The 13777-nt window shown below is 68.3% G+C and carries 10 protein-coding genes; 6 read left to right on the top strand and 4 right to left on the bottom strand.

Annotated elements, in window-relative coordinates; all coding sequences use genetic code 11:
- Positions 1 to 68: 68 nt before the first annotated feature.
- Both ABN028_RS00945 and ABN028_RS00940 read left to right on the top strand, forming a co-directional pair.
- The gene (locus ABN028_RS00945) at positions 69 to 1400 is read left to right on the top strand and encodes an HNH endonuclease signature motif containing protein (RefSeq protein WP_349695242.1); all 1332 of its coding nucleotides are present in this window, start codon (positions 69 to 71) and stop codon (positions 1398 to 1400) included.
- A gap of 18 nt (positions 1401 to 1418) precedes the next feature.
- The gene (locus ABN028_RS00940) at positions 1419 to 1907 is read left to right on the top strand and encodes a GNAT family N-acetyltransferase (protein WP_349695241.1); all 489 of its coding nucleotides are present in this window, start codon (positions 1419 to 1421) and stop codon (positions 1905 to 1907) included.
- Positions 1908 to 1969: 62 nt separating this feature from the next.
- On the opposite strand, the gene ABN028_RS00935 is transcribed toward ABN028_RS00940, so the two are convergent.
- Positions 1970 to 2587 (bottom strand): TetR/AcrR family transcriptional regulator, encoded by a 618-nt coding sequence (locus ABN028_RS00935; RefSeq protein ID WP_349695240.1) that lies wholly within the window; start codon positions 2585 to 2587, stop codon positions 1970 to 1972.
- 115 nt (positions 2588 to 2702) lie between these two features.
- Between ABN028_RS00935 and ABN028_RS00930 the strand changes: the two genes are divergently transcribed.
- The 3 genes from ABN028_RS00930 to ABN028_RS00920 all read left to right on the top strand — a co-directional run bounded on the left by ABN028_RS00930 (position 2703) and on the right by ABN028_RS00920 (position 4989).
- Positions 2703 to 3917 (top strand): cytochrome P450, encoded by a 1215-nt coding sequence (locus tag ABN028_RS00930; RefSeq protein WP_349695239.1) that lies wholly within the window; start codon positions 2703 to 2705, stop codon positions 3915 to 3917.
- A 29-nt stretch (positions 3918 to 3946) separates the two neighbouring features.
- Positions 3947 to 4195: a ferredoxin gene (locus tag ABN028_RS00925; RefSeq protein ID WP_349695238.1), complete on the top strand. Its 249-nt coding sequence runs from the start codon at positions 3947 to 3949 to the stop codon at positions 4193 to 4195.
- Positions 4196 to 4290: 95 nt separating this feature from the next.
- Positions 4291 to 4989 (top strand): pentapeptide repeat-containing protein, encoded by a 699-nt coding sequence (locus tag ABN028_RS00920; protein ID WP_349695237.1) that lies wholly within the window; start codon positions 4291 to 4293, stop codon positions 4987 to 4989.
- Here ABN028_RS00920 and ABN028_RS00915 read toward each other — a convergent pair.
- Both ABN028_RS00915 and ABN028_RS00910 read right to left on the bottom strand, forming a co-directional pair.
- Positions 4977 to 7118, bottom strand: a complete 2142-nt coding sequence (locus ABN028_RS00915; RefSeq protein WP_349695236.1) for a glycoside hydrolase family 84 protein — start codon at positions 7116 to 7118, stop codon at positions 4977 to 4979. The genes ABN028_RS00920 and ABN028_RS00915 overlap by 13 nt on opposite strands.
- A gap of 146 nt (positions 7119 to 7264) precedes the next feature.
- Positions 7265 to 8935: a beta-N-acetylhexosaminidase gene (locus tag ABN028_RS00910; protein WP_349695235.1), complete on the bottom strand. Its 1671-nt coding sequence runs from the start codon at positions 8933 to 8935 to the stop codon at positions 7265 to 7267.
- 102 nt (positions 8936 to 9037) lie between these two features.
- On the opposite strand from ABN028_RS00910, the gene ABN028_RS00905 reads away from it, so the two are divergent.
- On the top strand, positions 9038 to 11557 hold the full coding sequence (locus ABN028_RS00905) for a Tex family protein (RefSeq protein WP_349695234.1): 2520 nt from the start codon (positions 9038 to 9040) through the stop codon (positions 11555 to 11557).
- Between the two features lie 34 nt (positions 11558 to 11591).
- Here ABN028_RS00905 and ABN028_RS00900 read toward each other — a convergent pair whose 3' ends face one another.
- Entirely contained in the window at positions 11592 to 13697 is a 2106-nt protein-coding gene (locus tag ABN028_RS00900; protein WP_349695233.1) for a prolyl oligopeptidase family serine peptidase, read from the bottom strand.
- Positions 13698 to 13777 lie beyond the last annotated feature (80 nt).

Here is a 13777-nt window from a genome sequence, read left to right as displayed (position 1 = left end):
CGTGGAATCGCCTTGCTGGGCACGGTTTTCGGGGTCGGGTTGTCGGTGGTCGCTTATAGCGTTGGATCATGGAAACGACCACGACGCAAACAGCGGACGCGGCGGGCACCATGCCCGCTGCCCCGACTGCCCAGCATCCACTTGCGGTGCTGGTGTCGCGGATGCGTGCCCGGTTGGGTGGGGAGTCGCCGCCGGTGTTGTGGTCGATGCCCGACGACGAACTGACAGGCCTGCTGGTGGATTTGCAGAGTCTTGTTGGCCAGGTGGATGCGGCGTTGTTGGCCGGGATGCGGGAGGTCGACCGCCGCGACCTGGGCAGGACCGCTGGTGCCACCTCGACCGCGAAGTGGATCTCCGGGCTGTTGCGGATGCGTCCTGGCCAGGCCAGCCGACGGGTGAGACTCGCTCGTGACCTGGACACCACGCTGGTGATGACCCAGACCGCCGTGAACACCGGCGACATCAGTGTGGAGACGGCTGAGGTGATCGCCCACACCATCGGCAACCTACCCGCCGAGGCAGGCCCGGATGTGCGGTTCGACGCCGAACGAGCAATGCTCGACCACGCCCGAACCTTCCACCCCCACGACCTTGCCCGGATCGGCACCACCATCCTCAACACCGTCGACCCCGAACTCGCCGACCAGATCCTGGCGAAGAACCTCGCCGCCGACGAAGAACGAGCCGCCCGGGCAAGGGAGCTGTCGATCAGTGACGACCCATACTCGAGGTCGAGTTTCCTCCGCGGGAAACTCGACCCGGTAACCACCGACATGCTTCGCACCGCACTCGAACCCCTCGCCAAACCCCGGCCCACCGACGCGGACGGGCCCGACACCCGCACCGCCGGCCAGCGGCTCGGTGACGGACTGCACGAGCTGCTCCGCCGCTACCTCAACTCCGGTGCCTCACCGTCCCATGCCGGGGAGAAACCACACCTGGTCATCCGGATCGACGTGGACAACCTCGCGGGCGGCACCGGCTACGGCACGCTGCTCCGCACCGGCACCCCCATCTCCGCCCACACCACCGGACTCCTCGCCTGTGATGCCAAGGTCTCGTTCTGGGGCACCGTCAACGGTGAGCAAGCCCTCACCGACGGCACCCGGCTGTTTACCGGGAAGACCCGCCGGCTGCTCGAGCTCCGGGACCAAGGTTGTGCCTTCCCAGGATGCGACCGCCCACCCTCCTGGTGCGAAGGCCACCATGTGACTTCGTGGCTCAAAGGCGGGCCCACGACGGTCGGCAACGGTGTACTCCTCTGCGGCCACCACCACCGCCTCATCCACCAAGGCGCCTGGCAAGTCCGGATAGCAGACAACGGCCTACCCGAATTCACCCCACCCGACTGGATCAGCAAGACCCGAGAACCCATCCGCAACACCAGACTGCGCACGTGATCGGGATAATCGACCAACGTGAGCGAACCCATGATCCGCGTGGCGACGACTGCCGACGTTCACGCCTTGGCATGGCTACGCCGGGCAGACACGATCGAACGCCGGGGCGTCACTCCAGACGCTGACCCCGACTTCGAAGCCAGGTTCGCGCACTGGATGACCGCGACCGACCACTGCAGCGTCAGCTGGCTCGCTGAGGCCGACAGCCAACCGGCCGGGATGCTGCAGATGTTCGTTCACGCTCGCATGCCCATGCCCGACCGCGATCCCGGCGGTTGGGCTTACATCGGTGTGCTCTTCGTACGACCAGACCATCGCAATGTCGGCCTCGGCCGGCGACTGCTGGATGCGGCCTTGACGTACGCCGAGGAGCAAGGGCTCTCGCGCGTCTTGCTCCATCCCACGGAGCGCGCCATGCCGTTCTACCGCAGAGCCGGACTCGAACCCGCCGACCGCTACCTCGTGTGGACCGCAGCCCAGCAGCCCGGGCAGTCCGGTAGCCCGTAGCCCGGCAGCCCGGCCCTCCCGTCGCGTGTCGGGCGCGCGGATCACACCTCACAGCGGCCGACTCAGCGGAACGATTCGATACCGCGCAGCGCGATGCGGGCGGCCGTGCTTACCGCGGCGAAGCTCTCCTCCCGCGAGTCTCCGCGCTCGATGCTGGCCAGCACGGCGGCCTGGCCGGCGCCCACGACGGAACCCACGATCGCGGCCGCGGTGACCTCGTCCAGCCGAGTCGGGTACGCCGCGGCGAGCGCTTCCGCCAACTGCCGCTGCATGGCGAAGATCAGGTGCAGCGCCTTCGCCTGCAGGGCCGGCGCAGTCATCAGCACGCTCGCCCGCACCGGCAACAGGTCGGGTGCGACGTCGCTGTCGCGGGACTTGACCAGCTCCAGGACGCTTTCGACCACCCGCAGCAGCACCTCGTCGAGGGGGTCGGACGGAGCCCGGTCGGCGACGACCTGGAGAGCGACGTCCATCCGCTGACCCGCGTCGGCGAAGACGACGTCCTCCTTGCTCGGGAAGTAGTTGAAGAACGTCTTCGTCGACACCTCGGCGGCGGCCGCGATCTCGGCCACGGTCGTCTGCTCGTAGCCCTTCTCCGCGAACAGCCGGAGCGCGGTGGCGACCAGCGCCTGCCGGGTGCGCTGCTTCTTGCGTTCGCGGAGCCCCTGACTCTGGATCACAGCCGCCAGGTTACACCAAGCCACTTTTTACATCGGTTGTAATACTTCTCGCGATGGTGTTTGCTGGAAAGAGAGTCGAACCCCGCTCGACCCCGCCCCACGGAGGGAGCCCACGATGGCGGAGTCCACGTCCCAGACCTCGGTGGTGCCGGAGCTGCCCACCGTCCGCAACCGCCCGCTCGACCCGCCTGAGGAGCTCGCCACCCTCCGCGGCCATCGGCCGATCTGCCGCCTGCGGTTCCCCGACGGCCACCTGGGTTGGCTCGTCACCAGCTACGCCCTCGCCCGCGAGGTGCTGGCGGACCGACGCTTCAGCCGCCGCCGCGACCTGCTGCGCAGTCCGGTGCCGATGGGGCTCGCGCGCGACGATCACCGGCCGGCCGAGCCAGGTTTCTTCATCGGCATGGACCCGCCGGACCACACGCGCTACCGCAGGCACCTCACCGGCCAGTTCACCGTACGAAAGATGAAGGAACTGGAGCCGCGGATCGCCGAGATCACCGCCGAGCACCTCGACGCCATGGAACGGCACGGGTCGCCGGTCGACCTTGTGCAGGCGTTCGCCCTGCCGATCCCGTCGCTGGTGATCTGCGAACTGCTCGGCGTCCCCTATGACGACCGCGACCAGTTCCAGCAGGACACCAGGCTGATGCTCAGGCTCGACACGACCCCGGAGGAAGCCGGCGGCGCCCTCGTGTCGCTGCAGACGTTCCTGCATGAACTGGTCGTCCGCAAGCGTGGCGAGCCCGGCGACGACCTGCTGAGCGGCCTGATCAGCGCCGGAGACCTCACCGACGAGGAACTCACCAACATCGCCGTCCTCCTGCTCGTCGCCGGTCATGAGACCACCGCGAACATGCTCGGGATCGGCACCTACACACTGCTGAAGAATCCCGACCAGCTGGCGGCCCTCCAAGCAGATCCGACACTGATCGAATCCGCCGTCGAGGAGCTCCTTCGCTTCCTGACGATCGTCCACATCGGCCCGCCACGAACCGCTCTGGAAAACGTCGAGATCGGCGGCGAACTGGTCAGGGCCGGAGAATCGATCGCACTCTCGCTTTCCGCCGCCAACCGCGACCCCGAACGCTTCGACCATCCCGACGTCCTCGACATCGCCAGGCCAGCGGCGGGGCACGGTCACCTCACGTTCGGCCACGGAATCCACCAGTGCCTGGGACAGCAGCTCGCCCGGATCGAGATGCGGATCGCCTACGCCGCGCTCTTCCAGAGATTCCCGACCCTGCGTGTCGCGATCCCTGACCAGGAGGTACGCATGCGAACGAACATGGCAATCTACGGTGTGCACAGCCTCCCCGTGACCTGGTAGATCGGCCTGGTAGATCAGGAGGTGTGACGATGCGGATCGCCGTCGACCGGGAGCGGTGCGCAAGCGCCGGCATGTGTGCGCTCACCGTGCCCGACGTCTTCGATCAGGACGAGGAGGACGGCCGGGTCATCGTCCTCATGCCCGAACCGCCCGCCATTCACGAGGACGCGGCGCGCCGTGCGGTTGCGCTGTGCCCGTCCGGCGCCATCACGATCCCCGCCGGGGACGACGGCAGCGACAGCGGCAGCGACAGCGGCGGCGACGACGACGGCAGTTGAGGCAGCTCCCAGGCCAACGCCGGTTCCGACGCTGGCCCACGCCCAGGTTCCTTTGCTGCCGCGTCCACGTCGGGGCCTCACGTTAGGGTCGCATCGTGCCACCGCCGCGAAAGCTACGCCCGCCGACGAAACCGCGGATGGCGTCGCCGCCGGTCGCGGCGGACCTCGCCCTTCACGACATTGCCGATGACGCCCATCTGCATGGTCTCGCGTTCACCGGGCTACGCATGCCGGACCGCGACGCCCGACTGGTCGACGTCGAGGAGTGCGAGTTCACCCAGGCGGATCTGAGCGGATGCACGCTGGCCAAGGCGACCTTCGCCGACTGCCGGTTCGTGAGCTCCAACCTGGCGAACCTCGGCGCCACGAGTTCGTCACTGATCCGGTGCGAGCTACGTGGGCTGCGTACGACCGGATTCCGCTGGATCGACGGAACCCTCCGCGATGTGGTGTTCAGCGAGTGCAGACTGGATCTGACGGCGTTCCGGTTCACGTCCTTCATGAACGTGCGGTTCGTCGGGTGCAACCTCAGCCAGGCCGACTTCACCAACGCCGACGTGCGCGGCGTGCACTTCATCGACTGCGACCTCACCGCGGCGCAGTTCAGTCACGCCGACATGCGCGGCACCCGCCTGCAGAACTGCGTTCTGGACGGCATCAGCAGCGTGACCAGCCTCCGCGGCGCGGTCATCGACCCGCAGGACCTGATCGCCCTGACGTACGCCCTCGCGAACGCGCTCGGCATCGTCATCGAGACACCCGACGACCAGCGCCGCAACCCTCACGACTCCTGACCCGGCGCCAGCCGTCGGCGGAAGGCGGCGTACGCGCGGCGGGGTCCGGCCCTCGCCGCCGCCTGGGCGAGGAAGGCGTCCAGCACTCCGTCGCCGACCCGCACCTGTCCCTGTGGACGCGTCTCGCCCGGAATCGTGGTGACGCGTTCCGCCTTGCCCGCAAGCTCCTCCGCTTCAGCGAACGACCGCCTCGCGGTCTCACCGTCGCCGTCAACCCTGGCCTGCAGGCCGTCGAGAGTACGGACGAACGCCTCCCCCCACAGGTCGAGCGCGTCGAGCCAGGGTGCGCAGTCCTCGACGAACGCACGATCCGCGACACCTGCCCTGATCCGCGTCGGCGCGTCGGCGAGCAGGTGGGCGTACGGGCGGAGTTCGCCGATGGCTGCCGCCTTCGCCTCCCTTGCCGCCTTCGCGTTGACCTTCGCCTTGGCGTCGGTGGACGGCGGGGCCTCCTTGTCGGCACGGGCCCATGCGGCGCGGAACCGCGCCAACCGCCTGGAGAGCTCCGGTGCCTGCGGTTGCCACAACTCCTCGCCGAACGTGGGAATCAGGTGCTCGACATCGAAGAACGCCGCCAGAGCGGCGGTCGTCGCTTCGTCACCCCCAGCGAGCTGCGCCGCCGCGTGGCGTGCGGTCACTGCCGCGTCGTAACCCCGGTCGTGCCAGGTGAAGTCGGCGCCGCCTGTCAAGGCGACCTTGCTCGCCGCCGCCTGGTTCATCGGGTTGAGGACGATGCCGGAAAGCTGCCGATGCAGGCCGGGCTCGCGGTTGGAGTACGGCGCGAGGAAGAGCCGGCCGACTGAACGGTCGTAGTCGTTCACCGGGTAGTTGTCCCAGACGAAGACCTTGCGCCCCCAGAGCGCCGCTGCTCGACCGGCCTCTGCGACAGTGATGCGGGGTGGCACCACGGCCGTGCCGGTCCACATCACCTCCACCCTCCGGTCGAGGTCCTGCCGGATCGTCGCCTTGTAAGGCGTTTCGGCGAGATCTCCGTACTCTGTCGGCACCATCTGCAGCGGATGCGTGCCAGTGTGGGAGTCAAGAAAGCCTTGCTGGACAGCGTTGAGCAGGTCGACCTGCGCCCGTGCCGCGGACTGGGCCGACGGTTCGCCATAGCGATCCCCGTCTCGTGCGCAGTTCCACCTTGTGTAGTCGATGTCGTCGAGCGGAATGGAGAACGTGCGTACGCCAAGGTCGTACACCGCCTGCAGCTTCGCCTCCAACGCCCGCCGGTCGCCCGGATCGCTGTAACAGATCGACACGCCCGGCGACAGCGCGAAGGTGAATCGCACGTGGTGAGACCGGGCCTGGTCGACGAGCTCGCCCAGCTCGGCGAGCTTGGCCGCCGGGTAGGACTCGCGCCATCTGCCACGGTGGTAGGGATCATCTTTCGGCGCATAGATGTAGGTGTTGAGCTTCAGTTGGCCGTAGAACGCCAACTGGTCCATGCGTTCGGCATGAGTCCATGGACGGCCGTAGAAACCCTCGATCGCACCGCGCAGGCGCATCAAGGGATAGTCGACGACCGTTGCGGTACGAATCGACTGGCGTCCCGCGAGCTGTCGCAGCGTCTGCACGGCGTAGTAGGTACCGGCCGAATCCACGCCGGCCAACACCACGGCGTCGCCACCGGGCGATGCGCGGCTGGCAAGGACATAACCCTCGGCGGGGAGATCCGCTGGCATCCGTCCGCCCGCCGTACGCAGAGCCGCCACCACGCGGTCATCCCCCAGCGCGCCGACGGTCACTGTCAAGGCCGCCTTGCGTACGCGCGGGCGCCCGAGGGTCTCCACGTCGACTCCCCGCGCTCCCGCGGATTCGAGGACCTGGACCAGCAGGGCCGTGCTCGCCCGGTCCACGGCTGGACCGGCGAGGACCTGGACGTCCCGCGGCACCGGAATGCTGCCGTCCCCGAGCTCCAGCTGTTGCGGGCGAGGTAAGACCGGGAGTCCCGGGCCATCGGGAGGTTCTTGGCGGCCCCCTTGCTTGCCGCCGGCCGCCTCCGGCAGGTCTCCCGTCAGGGCGCTGTCGGCTCCGACACCCAACGGGCCGCCAGCTCCCGAAAGCCCCAGCAACGCCAGCCCGACCAGAGCAAGACGCCACCGTCGGCGACCTGGACCTACCTGCACAAACCGCCTCCACGACCCGAGACCATGAGCACCCGCATCGGGTCGAGAGTACGCGGTCCGCTCGGTACGCCCTGCCTACCCGGCCGGCGCGGGGCGTGCGGACGAGCAGCGAGACCGCGGGCGTGCGGGTGGTTGCTGGCGGCCGGTCAGTCGACCATCTGTGGCTGGTTGGGACGGTTGAAGCGACCGGTTCCGCCCTGCTGCCACGGGAGCGGCCCGGAAAGCGGGCGGTAGTTCACACCGAGTGCGTCGAGCCGGTGCAGGTGATTGTCGAGCCGCTCCAGGAACTCTTCGTACGGCCGGTCACGGCGCGACCGCCACACCGCCTCGGCGAAGGCACATGCCCGCGGAAAGGCCATGTACTCCACCTGGGGCCCGGCGGGTAGGAATCCGGTCCAGAGCTGGACCTGCGCTCCGAGCACGTGGGAGGCCTCGGTATCGGACAGCGCTGCCGGGACGGGTTCGTAGGCGTACACCGCCTCGAGGGGAACGTGGCCGCCGATCGCCAGCGGTTCATCAGGACTCTCGGACTGGTAGTAGTCGAGGTAGGTCGGTGAGGTCGGCGCCATCACCACGTCATGACCGGCCCGGGCGGCCGTGATGCCGCCCTCCTGCCCGCGCCACGACATCACGGTCGCGCCGGGCGCGAGACCACCTTCTCCGATCTCGTCCCAGCCGACCAGCCGCCGACCTCGTGCGGTCAGCCACGAGTCCATCTGGGTGATGAACCAGCTCTGCAACTCGTCCTCGTCGGCGAGTCCGAGCTCACGCATCCGCAGCTGTGCGCGTGGGCTGTTCCGCCACGGTTCCTTGGGGCATTCGTCGCCACCGATGTGGATGAACGTACTGGGAAAGATCTCCAGCACTTCTTCCAGGACGTTCTGGAAGAACTCCAGCGTGCCGTCCTCCACATTGAGGACGTCGTCGTGATCGGGCGGGATCGACGACCGTGGCGGCGCGTCGGGGTGGTGGCCGAGCTCCGGATAGGCCGTGATCGCCGCGCCCGTGTGCGCCGGCATCTCGATCTCGGGTACGACGGTGATGAAGCGCTGCCCTGCGTACGCGACGATCTCGGCCAGATCGGCCTGGGTGTAGAAGCCGCCGTGGGGAGTTCCGTCACCCCGCTCCTCCCACCACCAGCGGGTCTCCTCCCGCCACGCGCCGGCCTGCGTCAACCGCGGATAGCGTTTCGACTCGACCCGCCATCCGTCGTCGTCGGTGAGGTGGAGCTGGAGAACATTCAGTTTGTGCAACGCCAGCAGGTCGATCAACCTGAAGAGAAAGTCCTTGGGCATGAAGTACCGCGCGACGTCGAGCAGGCAGCCACGCCAGCTGTGGGCCGGCCGATCCTCGATCCGACAGCACGGAACCGACCATGCCGGCCTTGACGCGTGGGCGGCCCGGTAGACCTCGGGCGGCAGGAGTTGCTTCAGGGTCTGGATCGCGTAGAAGACCCCCGCCGGCGCGCCGCCGCGGACCCGCACCAGATCTGGTGTCACGTCGAGGTGGTAGCCCTCCGCGGGAAGCGCGGTGTCGATCTCGAGAACCATCCGCCGTGGCACACCGCCACCACCGGCACTCCCGTCCCCCGCACCACCTGCCGCCGCCCAGCGCGGACCGGATCCCCGGAACTCGCGGGCGAGAATGTCCCGCAGCTCGGGTGGGGCGTCGAGCACCACCTCATCGTCGAGAACGAACGACCCCTCGTCCTTCGCGTACGACATCGGCCAGGGAATCACGACGTCATCTCCTTGAGGTCTGGACTCGATGAAGTACCTCTGCGTCCCCCGCACCATCTCGACCATGCCGGTGCTCATCGGAAAGTACCATCACCAGCGGGATCCTTCGTCGGGCCCGGGAGTGCGGGCGCCCTCCGGGCGGTCCAGAATGAACGGGACCTCGACGCGAAGGCGGATGGTGTGACTGAAGCAGTCCCGGACACGACAGCGCAGACGGCGCAGGCAGTGCAGGCGGCGCAGACAAAGCTGACCGTGCAGGAACGGATCGCCGGCGAACTCGGCGTACGCGGTGGTCAGGTCAGGGCAGCGATCGAGTTGCTCGACGGTGGAGCGACCGTGCCGTTCATCGCGCGCTACCGCAAGGAGGTGACCGGCGCGCTCGACGACGCACAGCTGCGGACCCTCGAGGAGCGCCTGCGCTACCTGCGCGAGTTGGAGGAACGCCGCGCCGCGATTCTCGAGTCGATCCGTACGCAAGGCAAGCTTGACGACGCGCTCGAGGCGCAGATCATGGGGGCCGACACCAAGGCCCGTCTGGAGGACATCTACCTTCCGTACAAGCCGAAACGGCGGACGAAGGCGCAGATCGCCCGCGAAGCCGGCCTCGAGCCGCTGGCCGACACGCTGCTCGCCGACCCGACCCGCGACCCGCACCAGGAGGCGGCGGCGTTCGTCGACGCCGACAAGGGCGTTGCCGACGTCGCCGCGGCTCTCGACGGCGCTCGCGCGATCCTGATCGAACGGTTCGGGGAGGACGCCGACCTGATCGGTGAGCTGCGCGAACTCGTCTGGTCGCGCGGCCGGCTCGTTTCACGCGTCCGCGACGGAAAGGAGGAGGCCGGTGCGAAGTTCGCCGACTACTTCGACTTCGCCGAGGCACTGAGTGCCCTGCCGTCGCACCGGATCCTCGCGGTGTTCCGCGGCGAGAAGGAGGAGGTTCTCGACGTTGCCCTCGACGCCGGTGACCCCGCCGACGCCGACGCTCCAGTCGACGCAGAACGCCGGATCGCCGACCGCCACGGCCTCTCCGACTCCCTCGCCGCGGTAGCGGACCCCAGCGCCCAACGGACGGTCCGTCCAGGTGACCGGTGGCTGGCCGACACGGTGCGGTGGGCGTGGCGTACGCGGATCTTCGTCCACCTCACCATCGATCTGCGGATGCGGCTGCGTCAGGTCGCCGAGGACGAGGCCGTCCGGGTCTTCGCCGCCAACCTGCGCGACCTGCTGCTCGCCGCACCCGCCGGCACCCGGGTGACGATGGGTCTCGACCCCGGATTCCGTACCGGCGTCAAGGTCGCGGTCGTCGACGCCACGGGCAAGGTGGTCGCGACGGACACCATCTATCCGCACGTGCCCCAGCGGCGTTGGGACGAGTCGATCGCCACGCTCGCCCGGCTAGCCGCCCAGCACAAGGTCGACCTCATCGCGATCGGCAACGGCACCGCCTCGCGTGAGACCGACAAGCTCGCCGCCGACCTGATCAGGAGACATCCCGACCTGAGCCTCACCAAGATCGTCGTTTCCGAGGCCGGTGCGTCGGTGTATTCGGCCTCGGCGTACGCCTCGAAGGAGCTGTCCGGCCTCGATGTCTCCCTGCGCGGTGCGGTCTCCATCGCCCGACGGCTGCAGGACCCGCTCGCGGAGCTGGTGAAGATCGATCCGAAGTCGATCGGCGTCGGGCAGTACCAACACGACCTCGCCGAGGCCAAGCTCTCCCGGTCCCTCGACGCGGTCGTGGAGGACTGCGTCAACGCGGTTGGCGTCGACGTCAACACCGCCTCCGCGCCCTTGCTGACAAGGGTTTCCGGCATCACCGAGACACTTGCCGGCAACATCGTGGCGCACCGGGACGACAAGGGACCGTTCCGGTCGCGACGCGCGCTGACGCAGGTGCCCAGGCTCGGACCGAAGGCGTTCGAACAGTGCGCGGGGTTCCTCCGCATTCCCGACGGTGACGACCCGCTCGACGCCTCCAGTGTGCACCCAGAGGCCTATCCGGTCGTACGCCGAATCCTGAAGGCGACGGGCGGCAACCTCCGCGAGCTGATCGGCAACACCGCGGTCCTACGCCAGATCCGGCCGACGGAGTACGTCGACGACACGTTCGGCCTGCCGACGGTTACCGACATCCTTGCGGAGTTGGAGAAACCGGGCCGCGACCCGCGTCCGGCGTTCACGACCGCGACGTTCGCCGACGGTGTGGAGGAGATCGCCGACCTCCAGCGTGGCATGGTCCTCGAAGGGGTCGTCACCAATGTGGCGGCCTTCGGTGCGTTCGTGGATGTCGGTGTGCACCAGGACGGGCTCGTGCACGTGTCGGCGATGGCGAAGACCTTCGTCAGTGACCCGCGCGAGGTCGTGAAGTCCGGCGATGTCGTTCGGGTCAAGGTGATGGACGTCGACATTCCCCGCAAACGCATCTCCCTCAGCCTGCGCCTCGACGACGAGCCGGAGGGTACGACCGCACCGGACCGGAAGCCCGACGAACGACGGAGTCCCGGCGGCGGGGGCAAGCCGGGCGGGCGGGGCAAGCCGGGCGGGCGCGGCAAGCCTGGACCACGCACGGGCGGTGCACCGCGCCAGGGGAACCGCCAGGGCGCGGCCGGCGGTGGCCGACCGGAGAACGACGCCATGGCCGACGCACTCCGGCGCGCAGGCCTGCTCGGCGACGGCAACCGTGACAAGTCAGGCGGCAGCTGACGCGGGCGGGGCGCTTCGTTTCCACCGGCACGGCTCAGCGCGTGAGGTTTCTCCACAGGAACTCGAGTGCCAGCGCGTTCTTGAACGCCAGTTGCTCGTTGTCGGCGGCAGCGCCGTGCCCACCTTCGATGTTCTCGTAGTAGGCAACGTCGTAGCCGAGCTCACGCATCCGCGCGACCATCTTGCGGGCATGGCCCGGATGCACCCGGTCATCTCTGGTCGACGTCGCGAAAAGCACCGGCGGATAAGGGCGATCCGCGGCAACCTGGTGGTACGGCGAGTACTTGCGCAGGAATGCCCAGTCCGATTCCTCGTCCGGGTCACCGAACTCCGCCATCCACGACGCGCCCGCGAGCATCACGTGGTAGCGCTTCATGTCCAGCAACGGCACCTGGCACACGATCGCGCCGAAGAGCTCAGGATAGCGGGTGAGCATCACGCCCATGAGGAGGCCGCCATTGCTGCCGCCCTGGATGCCGAGCCTGGGTGGCGAGGTGATGCCGCGGCTGGTCAGGTCGCTCGCCACAGCGGCGAAGTCTTCGTACGCCCTCACCCGGTTCTCACGCAGTGCCGAACGGTGCCATTCCGGCCCGTACTCTCCACCGCCACGGATGTTGGCCACGACGTAGGTACCACCGCGCGCCAGCCAGCCGCGGCCGATCACGCCGCTGTAGCTTGGCGTCAACGCGATCTCGAATCCGCCGTAACCGGTGAGCAGGGTCGGCCCGGAATCGTCCGCACCTGCAGGGCTGACGACGAAGTACGGGATCCTCGTGCCGTCGGCGGAGGTCGCGAAAAGCTGCCGGACCGAGAGGCCTGAGGCGTCGAAGAACGACGGTGCCTGCTTGAGCACCTCGATCGACCCGCCGATCTGGCCGTAGCGCAGCGTCGAGGGCTCGGTGAAGCCACTCGAATTGAGGAAGTACTCGTCACTGTGGTCAGGATCGGTGCCGACGATCTCGGTGTTGCCGATCTCGGGAACTCCCGGAAGCGGCGCTCGCTCCCACCCACCGGCGCCCGGCGTCAACACCTCCAGCCGACTCTTCACATCCGCCAACGTGCCCAGGATGAGATGGTGGCGCGTCCACGCGAAATAGCTCAACGACGTGTGGGGATCGGGTTCGAACAACACCGTCAGGTCCCGCTCACCCGCCATGTAGGCCTCGAAAGGCGCCGCCAACAAGGCACCCGCGGGATACGTGGTGACGCCGACCGTCCACGGCGTGCGGGTGCGGATGAGCATCCATTCCCGATGCACCGAGACGTCGACGTCATGCGGGACGTCGATCTTGACAAGACCCTCTGCCCCGGTGACGTCGGCGGACACCCGCAGGTATTTCTCACTCGAGTAGAAGTCGATGGCGCGACGTACGAAGTCACGCTCGAAACCCTCGGTGTGATCGTGGAACGCCGACACCGACACGTCGTCCGGCTTGCCCTCGAAGACCGTCACCGCCTCCGACAACGGAGTCCCGCGCCGCCATTCCTTCACAATGCGCGGGTATCCGGACGACGTGAGTGAACCTGGTCCGAAGTCGGTGCCGACATAGACCCGGTTCTCGTCGATCCATCCCACGAAGCTCTTCGCCTCGGGGAGGGAGAAGCCGTCCTCGACAAAGGACAACGTCTCCAGGTCGAACTCGCGCAACACCGTCGCGTCGGCACCACCGCGGGACAGCGGAACCAGGCAGCGCCGGTACTCCGGCCGCAACACCGCGGCCCCACGCCACACCCAGTTCTCCGACTCCTCCGCACCGAGGGCGTCGACGTCGAGCAGAACCTCCCAGTCCGGCTCGTCGGCCCGGTAGCTCTCGAGCGTCGTCCGCCGCCACAGTCCACGCGGGTGCTCGGCGTCCTGCCAGAAGTTGTAGAGGTGATCACCGCGCCTGTGTACGTAAGGAATACGCTCGTCGGAGTCGAGCACCTCACGGGCCTCACCGCGTACCTGCTCGAACCGCTCACCCCGGGCGAGGACGGACAGGGTTTCGTCGTTGCGTTCGCGGACCCAGGAGAGCGCGGGCTCGCCGGAGACCTCCTCGAGCCAGAGGTACGGATCGTCGCCGTCGCCCGAGTCGGCCGGCACCGCGCCCGCCCATGTGCCGTCGGCGGGTGTCGTGCCGACCGGTGTGGTCTCGTCCATGCCCGCCATTGTGACGCACCCGTGCGAGGGGAGCGGGGCCCGCTCACCCACCCTCGACCGGGGAGGGCACGAGGGCCGGG

Origin of the sequence: Actinopolymorpha sp. B17G11 (genome assembly GCF_040196095.1) — a bacterium.
Classification (GTDB): domain Bacteria; phylum Actinomycetota; class Actinomycetes; order Propionibacteriales; family Actinopolymorphaceae; genus Thermasporomyces.
This window is presented reverse-complemented; position numbering and strand designations above follow the sequence as displayed.

Coding starts and splice junctions, on each gene's coding strand:
- ABN028_RS00945 (WP_349695242.1), top strand. CDS start 69: ATGGAAACGACCACGACGCAAACAGCGGACGCGGCGGGCACCATGCCC.
- ABN028_RS00930 (WP_349695239.1), top strand. CDS start 2,703: ATGGCGGAGTCCACGTCCCAGACCTCGGTGGTGCCGGAGCTGCCCACC.
- ABN028_RS00925 (WP_349695238.1), top strand. CDS start 3,947: ATGCGGATCGCCGTCGACCGGGAGCGGTGCGCAAGCGCCGGCATGTGT.
- ABN028_RS00910 (WP_349695235.1), bottom strand. CDS start 8,935: ATGAGCACCGGCATGGTCGAGATGGTGCGGGGGACGCAGAGGTACTTC.
- ABN028_RS00900 (WP_349695233.1), bottom strand. CDS start 13,697: ATGGACGAGACCACACCGGTCGGCACGACACCCGCCGACGGCACATGG.